The sequence below is a fragment of the Brucella pituitosa genome (assembly GCF_003049685.1).
In the GTDB taxonomy this organism is placed as follows: domain Bacteria; phylum Pseudomonadota; class Alphaproteobacteria; order Rhizobiales; family Rhizobiaceae; genus Brucella; species Brucella pituitosa.
The window spans coordinates 426,819-446,194 of record NZ_PYSY02000001.1; the positions used below are offsets into that span (position 1 = coordinate 426,819).

Consider the following 19,376-nt stretch of genomic DNA (forward strand, 5'->3'; position numbering starts at 1 on the left):
GGAATACCTCGAATTCGGTTTAATCCGTGCAGCTTTCAATAGATTAACAGTCATGCACGGCGGGACTGCAGTCACTACTTGAAGGGGGTAATGTCTTGCTTGTTTCTCTTACGTCTATTGTATTGATACTGATTGGTCTTGCGCTCGGTGTAGCCGGGATTTATCTCGCCACGCTGGGTGGCAGCTGGGCCTTCATCATCATCGCTGTCGGTTTTCTGCTGACAGGCTTCTTCCTTCTCAAACGAAATGCTCTGGCGCTCTGGATTTATGCGCTGGTCATTCTCGGAACGCTTGGCTGGGCCGTTTATGAAGTCAGCTTTGATTGGTGGCGACTGGGTTCCACTGGCGGCATCATTGTGCTGCTTGGCCTGTGGCTGCTGACACCATGGATCCGGAAACCGCTTAATGGCGGGGGATTGCCATTGACCATTGCGACGCTCGCAGCGCTCGTTGTGGCGGGCTATTCGATGACGCAGGACCCGACCAACATCAAGGGCGACCTGCCGACGGAAAAGGTCGCTGCAACGCCTGATCTTGGTGGCAATGTGCCTGATGGCGAGTGGCATCAATATGGGCGGACGCCTTACGGACAGCGCTATTCGCCGCTTGCTCAGATAACGCCTGAAAATGTCGCCAAGCTTCAGGTCGCCTGGCAATATCAGACCGGCGATGTGAAGCAGCCACAGGATGTGGGTGAAACCACCTATCAGGTGACACCGCTCAAAATCGGCGACTCGCTTTTCCTTTGCACGCCTCATAATTGGGCGATTGCGCTTGATGCGGCTACGGGCAAGGAAAAGTGGAAGTTCGACCCGAAGGTTGGTTTCAACACAGACCGTCAGCATCAGACCTGCCGTGGCGTAAGCTACTGGAAGGATTCAACCGCGAGTGCTGGTGCCAAATGCTCTGAGCGCGTTTATCTGCCGACTTCGGATGCCCGTCTGATCGCGCTTGATACTGCTGCCGGCGAGATCTGTACCGACTTTGCCAATGGTGGCACGCTCGATCTTAGCCATGGCATGAAATATAATCCGGCTGGTTATTATTACTCGACCTCGCCACCGGCAGTCGTCGGCGACAAGATTATCGTCGGCGGTGCGGTCAATGACAACTATTCGACTGAAGAACAGTCGGGTGTTATCCGCGCGTTCGATATCCGCACGGGTGAGCTGCTTTGGAACTGGGATTCGGGCAATCCGGACGTTACGACGCCGCTGCCCGAAGGTGAGCACTACACGACCAATTCGCCTAACAGCTGGTCTGTCTTCAGCGTTGATGACAAGCTCAACCTTGTTTATATCCCGCTCGGCAATCAGGTGCCTGATCAGCTCGGTATGGGCCGTAGCGAGAATGTCGAAAAATATTCCTCTTCCATCGTCGCACTCGATGTGAATACGGGGCAGGTCAAATGGGTGCGCCAGACAGTGCATCACGACCTTTGGGATATGGATGTTCCAGCCCAGCCGGTCCTGCTTGACATCAACGGTGTTCCCGCGCTGGTTGGGCCGACCAAGCAGGGTGATATCTATGTGCTTGATCGCCGCACGGGCGAGCCGATCATTCCGATCAGTGAGATTGCGGCCCCGACAGGCGCAATTCCGGAAGATCATACATCACCAACACAGCCGATCTCTGATCTGACATTCAGCCCGCCACCGCTTAAAGAAAGCGACATGTGGGGCGTCACACTGTTTGATCAGCTGGCCTGCCGCATCTCATTCCACAAGCATTTCTATGAAGGGCGCTATACGCCACCTTCGCTCAAAGGAACGATTGTCTATCCGGGCAACTTCGGCGTCTTCAACTGGGGCAGTGTAGCAGTCGATCCGGTGCGTCAGGTGATGTTCGGCATGCCGACCTATCTAGCCTTCACTTCCCGCCTTGTGCCGCGTGCGGATATTCCGCCGAAAGGTCAGGACGAGAAGGGCAGCGAACAGGGGCTGAACCGCAATGACGGCGCGCCTTATGGCGTCTTCATGGGACCATTCTTAAGCCCGCTCGGCATTCCGTGTCAGTCGCCACCATGGGGCTATGTTGCCGGTGTTGATCTGCGAACTGGTAAGACGGTTTACAAACACCGCAATGGCACCATCCGTGACATGGCTCCGGTTCCGCTGCCGTTCAAGGTTGGTGTGCCGGGTATTGGTGGGCCGATGATTACGGCAGGTGGCGTTGCCTTCCTGGGCGCTGCGGTGGATGATTATCTTCGCGCCTATAATCTCACCAATGGTGAGGTTCTGTGGGAAGCACGTCTTCCTGCAGGCGGGCAATCCACACCTATGACTTATACGGTCGATGATCAGCAATTCGTGCTGATGGTTGCAGGGGGTCATGGTTCTGTCGGCACCAAGCCGGGCGACTACGTGATTGCCTATACACTGCCGAAATAAAGCGCATCCCGAAAAGTGTGAAGCGGTTTTCGGAACAAGATGCGCGTAAAAATAAACCGACAGAGCACATCAAACAAAAACGCCGGGAAATTCCCGGCGTTTTGCCTTTTTGATATGTCTCTTGTCCAAAGAGCGTTTCAAACTTTTCCGTGCAGCAACTCGCCCTTCCGAGGCGCGGGGCGCACGGGCTTTTGTACGCTATGGGTGGCCAGTTCCTGAATAATCGGACAGTCGGGACGGTTATTGCCCTGGCAATTATGGGCGAGGTGGCGCAGCGTCTCGGCCATGTTCTGTAACTGCTTCATCTTTGCTTCGAGGTCTTCGACATGCTGAAGTGCGACCTTCTTCACATCGGCAGACGCGCGGTTGCGGTCGCGCCAAAGCGCCAGCAGTTCCTTGATCTGTTCGACCTGAAATCCGAGATCGCGGCTTGATCGGATGAAACGCAGCGTTTCGACGTCATTCTGCGTATAGACGCGATAGCCCGAGCTGGTTCTGTCGGCAGCCTCGATAAGCCCGATGGTTTCATAATGGCGGATCATCTTCGCCGATATGCCCGATGCTTTGGCGGCCTGCCCGATATTCATCCCGTTCCTCGCTGTATCGTGATTTCACAGGATATAGGGACGGCAAGACGTCATTCAAAGAGCCTTACGGCCAAGTATTATACGATTGTTATGTTAAGGGACGGGACCATAGCCGTCTGGCAAAAGACGCTTGCCGATGAAATGCCCTCCTGCCAGCTATCTGACAGGAGGGCAGTTTCAAAATACGCAATCAGGCCGAGAAATAATTTTGCGTGCCGTGCGCCTCGATAGCCTGTGCAAGGCGTTCCAGCGCATGAACATAGGCTGCCGAGCGGACAGTAACCTTGTGCTGCTTGGCATGGTTCCAGATGGCACGGCCTTCGCGTTCCATGATGGTTTTCAGGCGTTCATGGATTTCTTCAAGCGTCCAGTAATAGCCCTGGCGGTTCTGAACCCATTCAAAATAGGAAACCGTCACGCCACCGGCATTGGCCAGAATATCCGGCAGAACGATAACGCCCTTTTCCTCAAGGATTTTGTCGGCTTCTGGCGTCACAGGACCGTTTGCGAGCTCAACAATCAGTTTGCTCTTGATGGATGCAGCATTGTCGACATGGATCATGTTTTCCATGGCGCTTGGTGCCAGAACATCGCAATCAACAGCAAGCAGTTCATCAGCGCTGATCGCCTCATGGCCCTTGTTGCCGGCGGTGGAAACAACCGACTTACCCTGTTCTTTTGCAGCCAGCAGCAGATCGAGATCAAGACCATTCGCGCAATAAACAGCGCCCGACGAATCCGATACGGCTACAATCTTGTGGCCGTCGCTGGCCATAAGTTTCGCAAAGAACTGACCGGCATTGCCGAAACCCTGAACTGTGACGCGGAGCTGTGCAGCGAGGCCGAGATCGTGTGCCAAATGGCGAACCAGATAGAAGCCGCCGCGTGCAGTTGCATCGTTACGGCCCAGCGAGCCGCCTAGCGCCAATGGCTTGCCGGTGATAACCGCAGGCGAAGACTGGCCGACGATCTGCGAATATTCGTCTGCCATCCAGCCCATGATCATGGAATTGGTATAGACATCCGGTGCTGGAATATCGCGATCCGGGCCGATAATGCCGGAGAAAGCCTGAATATAGGCGCGTGAGAGACGCTCAAGCTCAGCCTTGGAAAGCTTGCGTGGATCAACCTGGATTGCACCCTTGCCGCCGCCGTAAGGCAGGTTCATGACGGCGCATTTGAAGGTCATCCAGAAAGCGAGGGTTTCGACTTCTTCAGCCGTTGATTCGGGGTGATAACGGATGCCGCCCTTGGTTGGTCCGCGGGTGTCGTCATAGCGGCAACGCCATGCAAGAAAGGATTTACGCGAGCCGTCGTCCATGCGGATCATCAACCGCACTTTCATGGTTTCGCGGGCGTATTTCAGCTTTTCGATAACATCCGGATCGATATTGATATGGCTTGCGGCTTCATCAAGACGAACGAGCGCACTTTCAAGTAGATTTTCCCTAGTCACGAAATCACCTTTCTTGCTTTTATCCCTCTATAAAGAGGCGTTTATGAACGCTTGAGTAGCGCTTCACGCAATAAAAGAAAAGAGAAAAGGACAACAATATTGTCCTATTTTGATAAAAACTATTTGGAGGCTTTCTAATATTATTAATCACTAATATTAGGGACGTAGCAGCCCCTTCCGGTCGTCCGAGAAGGCAACCAGAGCTTCGCGATATCCAGCCAAAACTAAAAAGTTTAGTTCAACCCTGTCTGAGATATCCGCGTTCTACGCCTTCTGCGATTATCCGCTGAGCGGCTTCCCAAAGTGTGTCCGATGCCTGCGAAATAGGCGCTTTTCTATCCAGTACGTCTGATGCGTTTACGCCCGGCGTGTGCCAGGTTCCGCCACTGGTGAAGAAGTTATGGAGGAGTGGCTGTAGCCTATCCATCGCGCGGGCGAACTGCGCTTCTGCCGTTTTGCGTGCCTCGAACTCATCCCACAACGCGCGGAACTCCAACGCCTGATCGTCGGGCAGAATGCCAAATATCCGGCTGGCTGCCTGTATTTCGCGCTCTTCCTGATCAAGCGCTCCCGCGTCGTCATAGATGAAGGTATCGCCTGCATCGATCTCAACGATGTCATGGATGATCAGCATCTTGAGCACACGCAGCGGGTCAACGTTCTCATTCGCATGTTCCTGCAAGACCATCGCCATCAGCACCAGCTCCCAGGTGTGCTCGGCATCATTTTCGCGCCGCGAGCCATCCAGAAGAGGTGTCCGTCGTATCACCTGCTTCAGTTTTTCGACTTCAAGAATAAACTGGAACTGCTGCCGCAATCTGGCATTCGGCACGAGACTTGCGAATTCGCCTTCAGGCAAATCGAGCGGCTTAAGCGGCAGTGTGTCGGTCATTAGCAATCCAGTCGAAGTTGATGTGGCGCGTTCAAATCGGGTTCCACTACTGTCCTTGTCAGACGCGAATTGCAACACTTGGGCCCTCCGATCTTCGCCATGTCGCGAAATGGTGCAAATGTCGTATTTGTGACGTCTTTTGACGCAAGCCTGCTGTCGATCTTGCTCGTGAGCCAATACAAATATCGTCAGAGATTTTTCGTGTGCCGCATGGGTGCATGAACCGTAAGACTGGTGGTTTGTACATGTCCCGCTTTTCTGCAGCTTCTATCATTAAAAATGCGCTGTCCGGCAACAAGAACTGGAAGCCACAATGGCCGAATGCCGAGCCCAAGGCCGAATATGACGTGATCATCGTCGGCGCGGGCGGGCATGGTCTGGGTGCCGCCTATTATCTGGCCAAGGAACATGGCATCACCAATGTCGCGGTCATTGAAAAAGGCTGGCTTGGCGGCGGCAATACCGGGCGCAACACCACGATTATCCGCTCCAACTATCTCTATGATGAGAGCGCACATCTCTACGAACATGCGATGAAGCTGTGGGAAGGCTTGAGCCAGGACCTCAACTACAATGTCATGTTCTCGCAGCGCGGCGTGATGATGCTGGCGCATACGGTGCATGATGTGCAGAGCTTCAAGCGTCACATCCATGCCAATCGTCTCAACGGCATCGACAATGAATGGCTAACCAAGGAGCAGGCGAAGGAATATTGCCCGCCGCTCGATATTTCAGCCAATGCGCGCTATCCGGTCGTCGGTGCCACCTTGCAGCGGCGCGGCGGCGTGGCCCGCCACGATGCGGTTGCATGGGGCTATGCACGCGGCGCGACCGAGCGCGGCGTCGATATCATCCAAAATTGCCCGGTCACGGCCATTCGTCGCGATGCGTCGGGTCGCGTGACCGGCGTGGATACGCCACGCGGTTTCATCAAGGCGAAGAAAGTGGCGGTTTCTGCTGCTGGCAGCACATCCGTCGTCATGGATACGGCAGGCGTGCGGATGCCGCTTGAAAGCTATCCGCTACAGGCGCTGGTGTCTGAGCCGGTCAAGCCGATCTTCCCATGCGTGGTCATGTCCAACACGGTTCATGCCTATATCAGCCAGTCTGACAAGGGCGAGCTGGTGATTGGTTCGGGCACTGATCAATATGTGTCTTACAGCCAGCGTGGCGGCTTGCCACTGATCGAGCATACGCTTGCGGCCATCTGCGAAGTCTTCCCGATCTTCACCCGTATGCGGATGCTGCGCAAATGGGGCGGTATCGTTGACGTCACGCCGGATCGTTCGCCGATCATTGGCAAGACGCCGGTGCCGGGCCTCTTTGTCAATTGCGGCTGGGGCACGGGCGGCTTCAAGGCAACACCGGGTTCCGCGCATGTCTTCGCTCACACCATCGCGCGCGACGAACCACACTGGATCAACGCGCCATTCACGCTTGAACGCTTCACCACCGGTCGCCTGATCGATGAAGCGGCTGCTGCTGCTGTCGCGCACTAAGGAAATAGGGGAAACACTAATGCTTCTTATCCGTTGCCCTTATTGCGAGATGGAACGCCCAGAGCTGGAATTCGCCTATGCGGGCGAAGCGCATATTGCGCGCCCAGCCGACCCATCGACGTTGACCGATGATGAATGGCGCGACTTCCTGTTCACGCGCTCCAATCCGCGCGGCACCCATTATGAACGCTGGCGGCATATCAATGGCTGCGGCCGCTTTTTCAATGCGGTGCGCGACACGGTGAGCGACAAGTTTGTCACCACCTACAAGGCAGGCGAACCCCGTCCTGCTTTGGCAGAAACTCCGGCTGCGGAGACGAAATAATGACCGATATGCGCATTCATAACAAAGGCCGTGTCAATAAGGCCAAGTCCGTTCGGTTCACCCTCAACGGCAAGACCTATTCCGGCTTTGAAGGTGATACGCTGGCATCCGCCATGCTTGCCAATGGCGAACATCTGGCCGGTCGCTCGTTCAAATATCACCGCCCGCGCGGCATTCTTTCTGCCGGTTCCGAAGAGCCAAATGCACTGATGGGTGTTTCGCGTGGACCGGGCCGTTACGAGCCGAACACCCGCGCCACGGTGCTGGAACTCTATGATGGTCTCAAGGCCGAAACCCAGAACCATTGGCCGTCGCTGAAGCACGATGTCGGCGCGATCAATGATGCATTCTACATGTTCTTCTCGGCAGGCTTTTACTACAAGACCTTCATGTGGCCGAAAAGCTTCTGGAACAAGGTCTATGAGCCTTTCATCCGTGGCGCCGCCGGTCTTGGCAAATCGCCTTCCGAACCCGATCCGGACACCTATGCCAGCCGCTATGCTTTCTGCGATGTGCTGATCGCCGGTGGTGGACCTGCCGGTCTGGCTGCGGCTCTTGAAGCCGCAAAGAGCGGCGCGAAGGTTATCCTCGTTGACGAGCAGGCGGAATTTGGCGGCTCGCTTCTGTCGGAACCGGAGCCGGTCATCAATGGCCGCGCAAGCTGGGACTGGCTCAATGAAACTATAGCAGCGCTGAAAGCCAATCCGAATGTCACGCTTTTGCCGCGCACGACGGCCATTGGCTATTACCATCAGAACATGGTTGGTCTTTGCGAACGCCTGACCGATCATCAGGCCAAGCCTGCCTCCAATGCGCCGCGTGAGCGTATGTGGCGTGTGCGCGCAAAGCAGGTGGTGCTGGCGCAGGGCGCTATCGAAAAGCCACTGGTCTTTGCAGGCAATGACCGTCCCGGCGTGATGCTGGCATCGAGCGCACGCACCTATCTCAATCGCTATGGCGTTAAGGTCGGCAATCAGGCTGTCGTCGTCACCTCGCATGACAGTGCATGGCTTGCGGCTTTTGACCTCGCTGTTGCAGGTGTGAAGGTTCCGGCCATCATCGACGTGCGTTCAAGCGTTGCCGACAGCCTTATTAACCGCGCAAAAATGCTCGGCATTGAAACACTAACCGGCTGGACTGTGACGGATACCAGCGGACGCCATCGCGTGTCGTCTGTGCGGGCTAATCCGGTTTCCAATGGCTCGGTTGGTGCTGCACGTACCATTGCCTGCGATGTGCTGCTGATGTCCGGTGGCTGGAATCCGAGCGTGCATCTGTTCTCGCACACGAAAGGCTCTCTCGTCTGGGATGAAGCGCGTCAGATTTATCTGCCGGGCGAACGCACCGAGGAAAGCCGCTGTGCCGGTGCAGGCAATGGCAATTTCGACCTGCAGGCCGCATTGCGCGAGGGTGCGGAAGCGGGTGCCGCTGCTGCCTCCGATGCCGGGCATAAGGCCAAAGCATCTGAATATGCAGTTGCCGGTGATTTCGTCTGTGACGGCGTAAGCTGTCGCGAACTGCCAACTGATCGCGATCCGGGCAAGGCCAAAGCTTTCATCGATTTCCAGAACGATGTGACTGCCAAGGATATTCGTCTGGCCGTGCGCGAGGGTTTCCATTCCATCGAGCACGTCAAGCGCTATACCACCAATGGCATGGCGACCGATCAGGGCAAGACCTCGAACATTAACGGTCTGGCGGTTGCAGCCGATGCGCTCAAGCGCCCAACGCCTCAGGTTGGTCTCACCACCTTCCGCCCGCCTTATACTCCAACAACCTTTGGTGCTTTCTGCGGTTACAATCGCGGCAAGCTGTTTGATGTCACGCGCAAGACGCCAATCGATAGCTGGGCCGAACAGCACGGTGCTGCTTTCGAGCCGGTCTCGCTGTGGCGTCGCGCATGGTACTTCCCGAAAACCGGCGAAGACATGCATCAGGCCGTGGCGCGCGAGTGCAAGGCAACCCGCCAGTCACTCGGCATTTTCGACGCCTCAACGCTTGGCAAGATCGAAGTGGTTGGCCCGGATGCAGCGGAATTCATGAACCGCATGTATACCAATCCTTGGACGAAGCTTGGTGTCGGGCGCTGCCGCTATGGTTTGCTGCTCGGCGAGGATGGCTTCATCCGCGATGACGGTGTTGTTGGTCGTCTGACGCAGGATCGCTTCCACGTGACGACCACGACCGGCGGCGCCGCGCGTGTTCTCAACATGATGGAAGACTATCTCCAGACTGAATGGCCTGACCTGAAAGTCTCATTGACCTCGACCACCGAACAGTGGGCAGTGGTGGCAATCAATGGCCCGAATGCGCGCAAGCTCATTGAGCCAATGGTTGAAGGTCTGGATATTTCCGATGAAGCCTTCCCGCATATGTCGGTGGCGGAATGCACATTCCTTGGCGTGCCAGCGCGTCTGTTCCGCATGAGCTTCACCGGCGAGCTGGGCTATGAAATCAACGTGCCTGCCCGTTACGGCCTGTCACTCTGGAAGGCGCTCTATGAGGCCGGTCAGCAATACGACATCACGCCTTACGGCACCGAAACCATGCACGTTCTGCGCGCTGAAAAGGGCTATATCATTGTCGGTCAGGACACTGACGGCACGATTACGCCGGATGATGCAAGCCTTGGCTGGGCTGTCGGCAAGCAGAAGCCGGATTTCGTCGGCAAGCGTTCGCTGGCGCGTCCGGATATGCTGAAAGCGGATCGCAAGCATCTTGTGGGTCTGCTCACCAACGATCCGAAGCTGGTGCTGGAAGAAGGTGCGCAGATTGTTGCCGATCCAAAGCAGGCGCTGCCGATGACCATGCTTGGTCATGTCACCTCGTCCTATTGGAGCGAGGCGCTTGGTCGTTCCATCGCCATGGCAGTGGTCTCCGGTGGCAAGGATCGTATGGGTGAAACGCTTTATATGCCGATGCCTGATGGCACAGTGCATGAGGCTGTGGTTTCGGGAATGGTCTTCTATGATCCCGAAGGCAAGAAACTGAACGGATAAGGATTGAACCATGCTTGTTGAGACAAAACCTTATTCGAACCGCAAGGTCGTCATTCCCGGTCGTCTGGAAATCCATGCAGCCGATGATGCCGCCCGTTTCATCCTGCGCATTGCCCCGGCAAAACTGGCCTTGGCCGAAAAAGCGCTGGGCGCAAAAATCCCGGCAAAGATCGGCGGTTTGATCCGCACGGACGAGATTGCCGTTGCCTGCATCGGACCGGATGAATGGTATATCTGGGCTGATGAAGCCAAGGGTGCTGCGATTACGCAGGCTTTCGCCACGCTTTATGAAACAGAGCCGCACAGCCTGACGGAAGTAAGCCATCGGGAAACCGGCATCGATATTTCCGGGCCCAAAGCCGAATGGCTGTTGAATGCCGCTTCCCCGCTTGAGCTTTCGCAGATGAGCTTTCCGGGTGCTGCCCGCACGATCTTCGATCATGCCCAGATCATTCTGTTGAAGTGGGATGCCGATCATTACCGGATCGAAGTGTGGAACTCATTCGCTGATCACGTCTGGACCTTGCTGGAACTGGCCAGCAACGAGGTCTAACACACAATCCAATTCATCAAATCGGGACTGAAAACGCCGCCCAACCGGGCGGCGTTTTTGCATTTTTACCCCAATTTCAGCCTTGCCTTCTATAAATCCATATGTGAAGACTGTATTCACATAAGAAATTCATGAGGAGGGAATTTCCCGATGTCGGAAAGCGAACTGCCGCTGAGCGGGCTTGTCGTTGTTGATATGAGCCAGTTTCTGTCGGGGCCGTATTGCTCGTTGCGTCTGATGGATCTGGGCGCACGCGTCATCAAGATTGAACGGCCCGATGGCGGCGATCTCTCACGCAGGCTTTATCTGAGCGACACGGAAATAGGCGGCGATTCCACGATTTTTCATGCCATCAATCGCGGCAAGGACAGCCTTGCGATTGACCTCAAAAATCCTGACGATCTGGCTGCGTTGAAGAAGCTTCTCACACAGGCCGATGTGGTTATTCAGAATTTCCGTCCCGGTGTTATCAAGCGTCTTGGTCTTGATTACGAAGCGGCCAAAGAGATAAATCCACGTCTCGTCTATGCATCGATCAGCGGCTATGGCGAAGAAGGTCCATGGGTCGGTCGTCCCGGACAGGATCTGCTGGCGCAGGCGCGTTCGGGCCTCATGTGGCTCAATGGTGATGAAGGGCAGGGACCGGTTCCATTCGGTCTGGCGGTTGCCGATATGCTGGCTGGCGCTGCTGCGGCACAAGGCATTCTCGCAGCGCTGGTGCGGCGCGGCATCACCAATAAAGGCTCGCATGTCGAAACCAGCCTTCTCGAAGCGCTGGTTGATTTCCAGTTTGAAGTGCTGACCACCCACCTTAACGATGGTCGCCGCCTGCCAAAGCGTTCCGATTTCCGCAGCGCGCATGCCTATCTTGCAGCACCTTACGGTGTCTATCCAGCAGCGGACGGTTATCTGGCGATTGCCATGATGCCGATTGCGAAACTCGCACCACTGCTTGAAACAGATACGCTTGCGCCTTTCGTTGAGGATGCCAAACTGGCTTTTGCCAAGCGCGATGAAATCAAACGGCTGATCGCTGATTGTGTTGCCACGAAGACGGTAGATGAATGGCTGGCCATTCTGGAACCAGCTGATATCTGGTGCGCGCGCGTTCTCAACTGGGAAGAACTGCTTGCAAGCGAAGGCTTTTCAACTCTCGACATGCTCCAGACTGTGACGCGCGAAGATGATGTTTCCATTACCACGACACGTTCGCCGCTGCGCATCAACGGACAGCGCCCGAAGGTGGCACGCGCAGCCCCGCGCATTGGCGAAAACAGCAAAGAAATTCGCGAGGAGTTCGGTCTATGAGCACGATCAAGCTTAAAGGCATGACCTGGAGCCATCCGCGCGGCTATGATCCGATGGTTGCAGGCGCCGAACAATGGCTTGCTGACAAGGGCGTTGAAATCGAGTGGGAAAAGCGCTCTTTGCAGGATTTCGAGACCTTTCCGGTTGAGGAACTGGCGCGCAATTTCGATATGATCGTGATCGATCATCCGCATGTGGGCCAGATCACCAAGGAAGGCTGCCTTGTGCCGCTTGATGTGGCGGGTCGCGAAGCGGAACTGAAGGCGCTTGCCGAAGGTTCGGTCGGCCAGTCCTTCCCAAGCTATAACTGGCAGGGGCGGCAATGGGCATTTCCGCTTGATGCCGCCACACAGGTTCAGGCATGGCGTCCGGACCTGATGGACAAGCCAGCCACCTCATGGGGTGAGGTGCTGCGTCTAGCCCGCGCCGGGAAAGTTCTGCTGCCACTGCGCTCACCGCATTCGCTGATGTGTTTTTATACTCTCGTTGCCAATGCTGGAACGCCTTGCGCGGTCGAAGGCGAGCTGATCTCTGTTGAGGATGGCTCACAAGCTTTTGAGCAGTTGCGTGAGATTGCCTCGCTCGTAAAGCCGGAATGTTTCGGCATGGACCCGATTGCGGTGTTTGAAGAAATGGCAAAGCCGGATTCGGATATTGCCTGTTCGCCGCTAATCTATGGCTATGTGAATTATGCCATGCCGGGCTTCCGCGATCGACTGATTCGCTTTGCGGATATTCCAGCGGGTGCGGCGGGGGTTGCAGGCTCGGCTCTGGGTGGTACGGGTATTGCTGTTTCAGCCTTCAGCAAACATCCTGAAGCAGCAATCGACTTTGCTTACTGGATTGCAAGTGGTGAGGTGCAGAAGGGGCTTTATGCGGCTTCCAACGGTCAGCCGGGACATGCAGATGCTTGGGAAGACGATGCTGTAAACCAAGCTACCTCCGACTTCTATCGCGATACGCGCGCGACGCTGGAAGGCGCTTGGGTGCGTCCGCGCCATGACGGTTATATGCCGTTTCAGGAAGCGGCATCGGAACGCATCAACAAGGGCTTGCTGGACAATGAGAAGGCGGAAGATGTCGTTGCCGATCTCAATCGGCTTTTCCGCGAAAGCTTTTAATTCAACAAATTGGCTGGCGGTTAATCCGCCAGCTTTATCAATTTTATAGCTTCCAGAGACGCGTTGCATTCTCGGAGAGAAGCAGCGCTTTTTCGTCTTCGCTGCATCCTTCAAGGAGCGCATGGGTTGTGGCCACCCATGTCGAAAGCCCGGCATCGACAGTGCTCGCTAGTGTGCAGACCGGCCAGTCGCTGCCCCACACAATCCGCTCCCAGCCGAAGGCCTGAATGACATGCTCTACATAGGGGCGCACAGTGTCGACGGTCCAGCTTTCAGCATCGGCATAGGCGACCACACCGGAAATCTTTGCCGTCACATTGTCGTGCTGCGCAATCTCGTTAATGCCCTTCTGCCAGACTTCCAGTGCGCCTGATTTGATGTCGGGAACGCCGCAATGATCGAGCACGAATTGCACGTCTGGTGCGAGATCGGCAAGTGCCGTCACTTTGTCGATCTGGTGTGGGAGTGTGCAGAGATCAAAGGTCAGGCCAGTGCCTTGCAACCGCTTGATATTCTCGCGGAAAAGAACACCCTCAGAAACGTCATCAGGTACGACATGCAGCACGCGGCGAAAGCCTTTGACGAAAGGATTACCAAGCTGCAATTCGAGATATTCGGGAAAGCCCGGTTCTTCCGGGCGGCAGGAGGCAATTGCACCTTTTATGAAGCCACCATTCGCGATTGAAATATCCTGAACATGGTGCGTCTCGGCTTGAATGCTATCAGCCGCAACATCCACTTCCATATGCAGCGCCGCTGTAATGCCGCAGCGTTCGGCCTGCTTCCGATAGGTGTCAAACAGAAAGTCGCGGTTCAAGGCGGGTACGTCTCCCAGCCATGGATAGTTGAGCGCGCTTTTGTCTATCAGATGCAGATGGGTATCGATAATCATGAAAACTCTCCTCCGATGTCATACTTTCAAAAAAGAAGAGAGTTTTCAAATAAGAATTATCACTGCTGTTTAATCAGTTGTTCCGATATCGGAACCAACCAGCTTCGACAGGTCTTTGACCGTCTTTTGCAGCAAATTGATCGTCTGTGTGATGTCGGGTGCTGATGCCGAATTAACGAGCGTGACATAAGGACAGGTGAGCGCTGCAATGCATGTGCCGTCCGGCCCGAGAATCGGTGCCGAGAGGTTATAGACACCAGCCACCTGCGCACTTGGCATCATCTCGTAGCCGCGCTCGCGGATCTGATCGAGACGCTCATAGAAGTTGTCGTCAAGCTGTGCACTTTCGCCGCCCTTCACATATTCGGCGATCATCATCTTACGCTCTTCCGGCGAGCGGAAGGCTAAAAGCACATGGCCGGAACCTGTATCAAACAGGCTGATATGTGAGCCGACGCGGATCGAAATTCCCCAATAATCCGGGGCTTCCTGCTGGGCGATCACCACAACAGAACCGCGATCAAACACGGCAAGCTGGTTGGCTTGCTTTGAGCGGTCTGCGAGTTCGCGCATGAAGGGCGTGGCGAATGATGCAAGTCTGCGCACCGGCGCATGCAGATGTGCAAGACCGAACAGCTTCAGCGTCAGAGAATAACGGTCGCCTTCGAGCTTGGTCACATAACCGCGCTTCACCAGACGATCGAGCATCCGATAAAACTCGTTGGGGCTGCGGTCGAGATATTTGGCAATCTCAGCCTGACTTAAGCCGCCATCGACGCTCGCCAGCAATTCGAGAATATCCAGCCCCTTGTCCAGCGCAGGCGCGCGGTAGCGATCATCCGTTTCCAAACTGGTCCCCTTCATGAATAGCCTTCTTCATATACGAACATCGCAAGTGATGAAAGTCGTGAACGCAGCGAAAGCGCCTTGACCGGCTGTGAATATTATGTTTGCATATAAATACACAATTTACAATTGGGTGCGGGCACGGGAGGTGCCCGTCATGAGGAGGAAAGCATGAGGAATTTTACGACATCTGTGCTGGCAGGTTCAGTCCTGCTTGCGCTGGGTATGGTTTCTGCGGGGGCTGCGGAACTTCCGGGCAAATTTGAAGGCGTTACAATTGACGCCAAGCTCATTGGTGGTCAGCAGTATGAAGCGCTGTATTCGCGCATTGCCGAATGGGAAAAAGCGACCGGTGCCAAGGTCAACATCCTGTCCAAGAAGAACCACTTCGAGCTGGACAAGGAAATCAAGTCGGACATTGCATCCGGCTCGATCAATTGGTGCGTTGGTTCCAACCACTCGTCCTTTGCACCACAATATCCTACCCTTTATGCCGACCTGAACGCTTTGGTTCCAAAGGAAGAAATCGAAGGCTTCGTGCCATCGGTCATCAAGGCTTCGACGCTTAACGACAAGCTGATCATGCTGCCGCGGGCGCAATACGACGTCTCGGCGCTCTACTACCAAAAGAGCCTCTACGAAGATGACGCCAAGAAGGCGGCATTCAAGGAGAAATACGGCTACGATCTGGCTCCACCAAAGACCTGGAAGGAAGTTTCCGATCAGGCTGTGTTCTTTGCAGATCCGCCGAATTTCTATGGCACGCAGTTTGCGGGCAAGGAAGAAGCCATCAATGGCCGCTTCTATGAAATGCTGGTGGCTGAAGGCGGCGAATATCTCAAGGACGGCAAGCCTGCTTTCAACTCTGAAGCCGGTGTCCGTGCGCTCGACTGGTTCGTCAACCTTTACAAGGCCAAGGCCGTTCCTGCAGGCACCACCAACTATCTGTGGGATGAGTTGGGCGCTGGCTTTGCATCCGGCACCATTGCACTCAATCTGGATTGGCCGGGCTGGGCGACCTATTTCAACGATCCAAAGTCGTCGAAAGTCGCAGGCAATGTCGGTATCGCCGTCGCGCCGGAAGGTTCATCGGGTAAGCGCACTGGCTGGTCGGGTCATCATGGCTTCTCGGTCACTGAAACCTGCAACAATAAAGAAGCTGCCGCATCGCTCGTCTGGTTCCTGACCAATGAGGATTCGCAGAAGCAGGAATCGGCGGCTGGCACGCTTCCAACCCGCACCGCTGTCTGGGATTACGTCATCGAACAGGCTGCTTCCGATCCATACAAGAAGGAAGTGCTCTCAGTGTTCCAGGAAACTGCGAAGACCGCTTTCCCGGTTCCGCAGACCCCATCCTGGATCGAAATTTCCAACGCTGTTTATCCTGAGCTTCAGGCAGCTATCCTTGGTGACAAGACCTCACAGCAGGCGCTTGATGATGCAGCCAAGAAGGCAACGCAGATCCTTGAGGATGCTGGCGAGCTTTAAGCCCGCCGTTTGATTTAAACTATGACTTCATGGCCCGTTCTGAATGGGGCGGGCCATTCCAAGCGCATCCCAAAAAGTGTGTAGCGGTTTTTGGACAAGATGCGCGCGCTTTGATGCTGGCTTAATGACCGCTTCGGAAGAACAATGTTTAAACGAATTTCCCCGCCGGTTCTGCTTTTGCTTCCGGCCTTCATCATTCTCGCAGCGGTGGTTCTGTTTCCCCTCGCGCTTTCGCTCTATTCAAGCTTCACGCCGTTCCGGCTGACGCGCCCTGAAAGCCTGTTCAACTTCATCGGCTTGCGCAACTATCAGCGCATCATGAGTGATTGGGTGTTCTGGGCTGCATTCATTCGCACGGTGATTTTCCTCACCATCGCGCTCAATCTGGAAATGCTGCTCGGCCTTGGCTTAGCGCTGCTCATCAACAAGGCCACCCACGGCCAGCGTGTTTTGCGCACGCTGATGATGTTCCCGATGATGTTTTCGCCGGTGCTCGTCGGCTTCCAGTTCAAGTTCATGTTCAACGACAATATCGGTCTCGTGAACAATGCGCTGCAATCTCTGGGCATCACAAGCCAGGCTATTCCATGGCTGATCGACGGAAATCTGGCGCTGTTTGCGATTTTACTGGCAGAAGTCTGGATGTCGACCTCGGTGTTCGCAATCCTCATTCTGGGCGGTCTTCTGTCCATGCCGCAGGACCCGGTTGAAGCCGCGCGCGTCGACGGCTGCACGCCATGGCAGACATTCCGCTATGTCATCTGGCCTTATCTGATGCCCTTTGCTTTCATCGCAATGACTATTCGTTCGCTTGATGTGGCGCGCGCTTATGACATCGTGAAGATCATGACCGATGGTGGCCCGGCACGCCGAACCGAGCTGATCTGGACGCTGGTCGGGCGCACCGCCTATTCGGATGCGCAGATGGGGCTGGCCAATGCCATGGCCTATGTCGCGATCCTGCTGTCGATCCTCTTCACCGTAATGTTCTTCCGCAAGCTTGCAGCCGCACGCGCGCAAATTGGAGCGGAGTGGTAATCATGGCTTCCAAAACCCTCTCTAATGATCAGCATCGCCTGCTACGTCGCGTCAAGAAAGTCGCGTACCTCATCGGCCTGTTTCTCGCGATGACGATCATCTGCCTGCCCGGTCTGTGGATCGTGCTGTCCTCGCTGCGTCCGCCAGTCGAAATCATGGCAAAGCCGCCGGTCTGGATTCCGCAGGAAATCACCTTCGAGGCTTATCGTGCCATGTTCTCGGGGCGCAGGCGGCGGCGGTATTCCGGTCTGGGATTATTTCCGCAACTCGCTGATTATCTCGGTCACATCCACCATTATTGCGCTGATCGTCGGCGTTTCGGGTGGCTATGCGTTTGCGCGCTTCCGCTTCTGGGGGGAAGTCGACGACCTTCCTCGGCCTCATGCTGACGCGCTCGGTGCCGGGCATTGCGCTTTCGCTGCCGCTCTTCATGCTCTATTCGCGCATCGGCATCATCGATACGCATTTTGGCCTGATCATCACCTATGTGGCGCTCAATGTGCCGTTTACGATCTGGCTGATCGACGGCTTCTTCCGTCAGGTGCCGAAGGATTTGGCGGAAGCAGCCCAGATTGATGGCTGCACGCGCTGGCAGGCCTTCTGGCAGGTGGAATTTCCACTGGCTGGTCCCGGCATTGCGACCGCAGGTATCTTCGCCTTCCTCACCTCGTGGAACGAATATGCGCTGGCTTCCCAGCTTACTCGCTCGGTCAATTCTAAGACCCTTCCTGTTGGTCTTCTCGATTACACCGCTGAATTCACCATCGACTGGCGCGGCATGTGTGCGCTGGCGGTCGTGATGATTATTCCGGCGCTGACCCTCACATTCATCGTTCAGAAGCATCTCGTTGCTGGTCTGACGTTCGGCGCGGTTAAAGGTTGATATAAAATGGCTCAGCTTTCCATTAAAAATCTCGTCAAGCGCTATGGCACAATCGAAGTGGTGCATGGCATTAATCTCGAAATCGCCGACAAGGAATTTGTAGCGCTTGTTGGCCCTTCGGGCTGCGGCAAGTCCACGACGCTGCGCATGATTGCAGGTCTTGAAAGCATTTCCGACGGCGCGCTGGAAATCGGCGGCAAGGTGGTCAACGATCTGCCGCCGCGTGATCGCAACATCTCGATGGTGTTCCAGTCCTATGCGCTTTATCCGCATATGTCTGTGCGCGAAAACATGGGTTTCTCGCTCAAAATCGCCAAGCAGCCCCAGGCGGAAATCGACCGTCGCGTCAATGAAGCATCCGCTATTCTTGGCCTTGAAGCCTTGATGGAACGCCGTCCGGCGCAGCTTTCAGGCGGTCAGCGCCAGCGCGTTGCCATGGGCCGCGCTATCGTGCGCAATCCGGAAGTGTTTCTGTTCGACGAACCGCTTTCTAACCTCGATGCGAAGCTGCGCACGCAGATGCGCACGGAGATCAAGAAGCTCCATGCCAAGGTGCAGTCCACCGTCGTTTATGTGACGCATGATCAGGTTGAGGCCATGACATTGGCCGACCGCATCGTCATCATGCGTGACGGCCATATTGAACAGGTCGGAACCCCGGATGAAGTGTTTAAGCGCCCGGCAACGCAGTTTGTTGCAGGCTTTATCGGCTCGCCGCCTATGAATATGGCCGAGGCAACCGTGCAGGGTTCGGAACTGGTCTTTGCCAATGGTCAGCGCCTGCCGGTGCCTGCACAGTTCAAGGCCAAGGTCACGGATGGCTCCAAGGTCACGTTCGGCCTGCGCCCGGATGATCTGTTTCCGAAAGGCCATGGGCTTTCATCGGGAGACGCCGTTCATGAGGGCGAATTGCACGTTTCGATCACCGAGCCGCTTGGCAATGAAACGCTGGTTTTTGTCGAGTTCGCCGGCAAGGAATGGGTGGCGCGTATGCTAAACCCGCGTCACCTCAATTCCGGTGAAGCGATCTCTATGCATTTTGATCTGTCGCAGGCGCATCTGTTTGATGCTGCAAGCGGCAAGAGTCTGGCGGTATAGT

At 55.5% G+C, this 19,376-nt stretch carries 15 protein-coding genes and 1 pseudogene; 11 read left to right on the forward strand and 5 right to left on the reverse strand.

From position 1 onward, the window contains the following. Positions 1 to 95 precede the first annotated feature (95 nt). A complete protein-coding gene (locus tag C9380_RS02010; RefSeq protein ID WP_128092887.1) occupies positions 96 to 2,390 on the forward strand; it encodes a glucose/quinate/shikimate family membrane-bound PQQ-dependent dehydrogenase in 2,295 nt (764 codons plus the stop codon). 137 nt (positions 2,391 to 2,527) lie between these two features. Here the strand turns inward: C9380_RS02010 and cueR are convergent, their stop codons facing one another. The 3 genes from cueR to C9380_RS02025 form a co-directional block, all read right to left on the reverse strand. Further along, positions 2,528 to 2,977, reverse strand: a complete 450-nt coding sequence (gene cueR / locus C9380_RS02015) for a Cu(I)-responsive transcriptional regulator (protein WP_024898109.1) — start codon at positions 2,975 to 2,977, stop codon at positions 2,528 to 2,530. Between the two features lie 190 nt (positions 2,978 to 3,167). Continuing rightward, on the reverse strand, positions 3,168 to 4,433 hold the full coding sequence (locus C9380_RS02020) for a Glu/Leu/Phe/Val family dehydrogenase (RefSeq protein ID WP_024898108.1): 1,266 nt from the start codon (positions 4,431 to 4,433) through the stop codon (positions 3,168 to 3,170). Between the two features lie 238 nt (positions 4,434 to 4,671). Beyond that, positions 4,672 to 5,325, reverse strand: a complete 654-nt coding sequence (locus C9380_RS02025) for an HD domain-containing protein (RefSeq protein ID WP_210249748.1) — start codon at positions 5,323 to 5,325, stop codon at positions 4,672 to 4,674. Positions 5,326 to 5,570: 245 nt separating this feature from the next. Here C9380_RS02025 and C9380_RS02030 point away from each other — a divergent pair, with 245 nt between their 5' ends. The 6 genes from C9380_RS02030 (at position 5,571) to C9380_RS02055 (ending at position 13,130) form a co-directional block, all read left to right on the forward strand. After that, a complete protein-coding gene (locus C9380_RS02030; RefSeq protein WP_024898106.1) occupies positions 5,571 to 6,824 on the forward strand; it encodes a sarcosine oxidase subunit beta family protein in 1,254 nt (417 codons plus the stop codon). Positions 6,825 to 6,843: 19 nt separating this feature from the next. Next, entirely contained in the window at positions 6,844 to 7,149 is a 306-nt protein-coding gene (locus tag C9380_RS02035; protein WP_010658073.1) for a sarcosine oxidase subunit delta, read from the forward strand. Next, entirely contained in the window at positions 7,149 to 10,148 is a 3,000-nt protein-coding gene (locus tag C9380_RS02040; RefSeq protein WP_105705454.1) for a sarcosine oxidase subunit alpha, read from the forward strand. The genes C9380_RS02035 and C9380_RS02040 overlap by 1 nt, the downstream gene beginning before the upstream one ends. Positions 10,149 to 10,158: 10 nt before the next feature. Then, positions 10,159 to 10,701, forward strand: a complete 543-nt coding sequence (locus C9380_RS02045; RefSeq protein WP_100559925.1) for a sarcosine oxidase subunit gamma — start codon at positions 10,159 to 10,161, stop codon at positions 10,699 to 10,701. A 150-nt stretch (positions 10,702 to 10,851) separates the two neighbouring features. Continuing rightward, a complete protein-coding gene (locus C9380_RS02050; protein WP_100559923.1) occupies positions 10,852 to 12,009 on the forward strand; it encodes a CaiB/BaiF CoA transferase family protein in 1,158 nt (385 codons plus the stop codon). Then, a complete protein-coding gene (locus tag C9380_RS02055; RefSeq protein WP_128092888.1) occupies positions 12,006 to 13,130 on the forward strand; it encodes an extracellular solute-binding protein in 1,125 nt (374 codons plus the stop codon). The genes C9380_RS02050 and C9380_RS02055 overlap by 4 nt, the downstream gene beginning before the upstream one ends. Positions 13,131 to 13,173: 43 nt before the next feature. Here the strand turns inward: C9380_RS02055 and C9380_RS02060 are convergent, their stop codons facing one another. Together C9380_RS02060 and C9380_RS02065 are read right to left on the reverse strand one after the other, a co-directional pair. Then, the gene (locus tag C9380_RS02060; RefSeq protein WP_100559919.1) at positions 13,174 to 14,022 is read right to left on the reverse strand and encodes an amidohydrolase family protein; all 849 of its coding nucleotides are present in this window, start codon (positions 14,020 to 14,022) and stop codon (positions 13,174 to 13,176) included. Between the two features lie 69 nt (positions 14,023 to 14,091). After that, complete coding sequence (locus tag C9380_RS02065; protein WP_111785754.1) at positions 14,092 to 14,886, reverse strand: IclR family transcriptional regulator; 795 nt, start codon at positions 14,884 to 14,886, stop codon at positions 14,092 to 14,094. Between the two features lie 153 nt (positions 14,887 to 15,039). Between C9380_RS02065 and C9380_RS02070 the strand changes: the two genes are divergently transcribed. The 4 genes and pseudogenes from C9380_RS02070 to C9380_RS02085 all read left to right on the forward strand — a co-directional run bounded on the left by C9380_RS02070 (position 15,040) and on the right by C9380_RS02085 (position 19,375). Continuing rightward, positions 15,040 to 16,356, forward strand: a complete 1,317-nt coding sequence (locus tag C9380_RS02070) for an ABC transporter substrate-binding protein (protein ID WP_094541376.1) — start codon at positions 15,040 to 15,042, stop codon at positions 16,354 to 16,356. Between the two features lie 144 nt (positions 16,357 to 16,500). Then, on the forward strand, positions 16,501 to 17,394 hold the full coding sequence (locus C9380_RS02075) for a carbohydrate ABC transporter permease (RefSeq protein WP_024898098.1): 894 nt from the start codon (positions 16,501 to 16,503) through the stop codon (positions 17,392 to 17,394). Between the two features lie 2 nt (positions 17,395 to 17,396). Beyond that, positions 17,397 to 18,277, forward strand: a pseudogene (locus C9380_RS02080) (carbohydrate ABC transporter permease). Positions 18,278 to 18,283: 6 nt separating this feature from the next. Continuing rightward, the gene (locus C9380_RS02085) at positions 18,284 to 19,375 is read left to right on the forward strand and encodes an ABC transporter ATP-binding protein (protein WP_128092889.1); all 1,092 of its coding nucleotides are present in this window, start codon (positions 18,284 to 18,286) and stop codon (positions 19,373 to 19,375) included. Position 19,376 lies beyond the last annotated feature (1 nt).

What these genes read in the sequence shown, in the direction of transcription:
- C9380_RS02025 (WP_210249748.1), bottom strand. Translation starts at nt 5,325, where the DNA reads ATGACCGACACACTGCCGCTTAAGCCGCTCGATTTGCCTGAAGGCGAA.
- C9380_RS02030 (WP_024898106.1), top strand. Translation starts at nt 5,571, where the DNA reads ATGTCCCGCTTTTCTGCAGCTTCTATCATTAAAAATGCGCTGTCCGGC.
- C9380_RS02045 (WP_100559925.1), top strand. Translation starts at nt 10,159, where the DNA reads ATGCTTGTTGAGACAAAACCTTATTCGAACCGCAAGGTCGTCATTCCC.
- C9380_RS02060 (WP_100559919.1), bottom strand. Translation starts at nt 14,022, where the DNA reads ATGATTATCGATACCCATCTGCATCTGATAGACAAAAGCGCGCTCAAC.
- C9380_RS02035 (WP_010658073.1), top strand. Translation starts at nt 6,844, where the DNA reads ATGCTTCTTATCCGTTGCCCTTATTGCGAGATGGAACGCCCAGAGCTG.
- C9380_RS02040 (WP_105705454.1), top strand. Translation starts at nt 7,149, where the DNA reads ATGACCGATATGCGCATTCATAACAAAGGCCGTGTCAATAAGGCCAAG.
- C9380_RS02050 (WP_100559923.1), top strand. Translation starts at nt 10,852, where the DNA reads ATGTCGGAAAGCGAACTGCCGCTGAGCGGGCTTGTCGTTGTTGATATG.
- C9380_RS02085 (WP_128092889.1), top strand. Translation starts at nt 18,284, where the DNA reads ATGGCTCAGCTTTCCATTAAAAATCTCGTCAAGCGCTATGGCACAATC.
- C9380_RS02070 (WP_094541376.1), top strand. Translation starts at nt 15,040, where the DNA reads ATGAGGAATTTTACGACATCTGTGCTGGCAGGTTCAGTCCTGCTTGCG.
- cueR (WP_024898109.1), bottom strand. Translation starts at nt 2,977, where the DNA reads ATGAATATCGGGCAGGCCGCCAAAGCATCGGGCATATCGGCGAAGATG.
- C9380_RS02065 (WP_111785754.1), bottom strand. Translation starts at nt 14,886, where the DNA reads ATGAAGGGGACCAGTTTGGAAACGGATGATCGCTACCGCGCGCCTGCG.
- C9380_RS02055 (WP_128092888.1), top strand. Translation starts at nt 12,006, where the DNA reads ATGAGCACGATCAAGCTTAAAGGCATGACCTGGAGCCATCCGCGCGGC.
- C9380_RS02075 (WP_024898098.1), top strand. Translation starts at nt 16,501, where the DNA reads ATGTTTAAACGAATTTCCCCGCCGGTTCTGCTTTTGCTTCCGGCCTTC.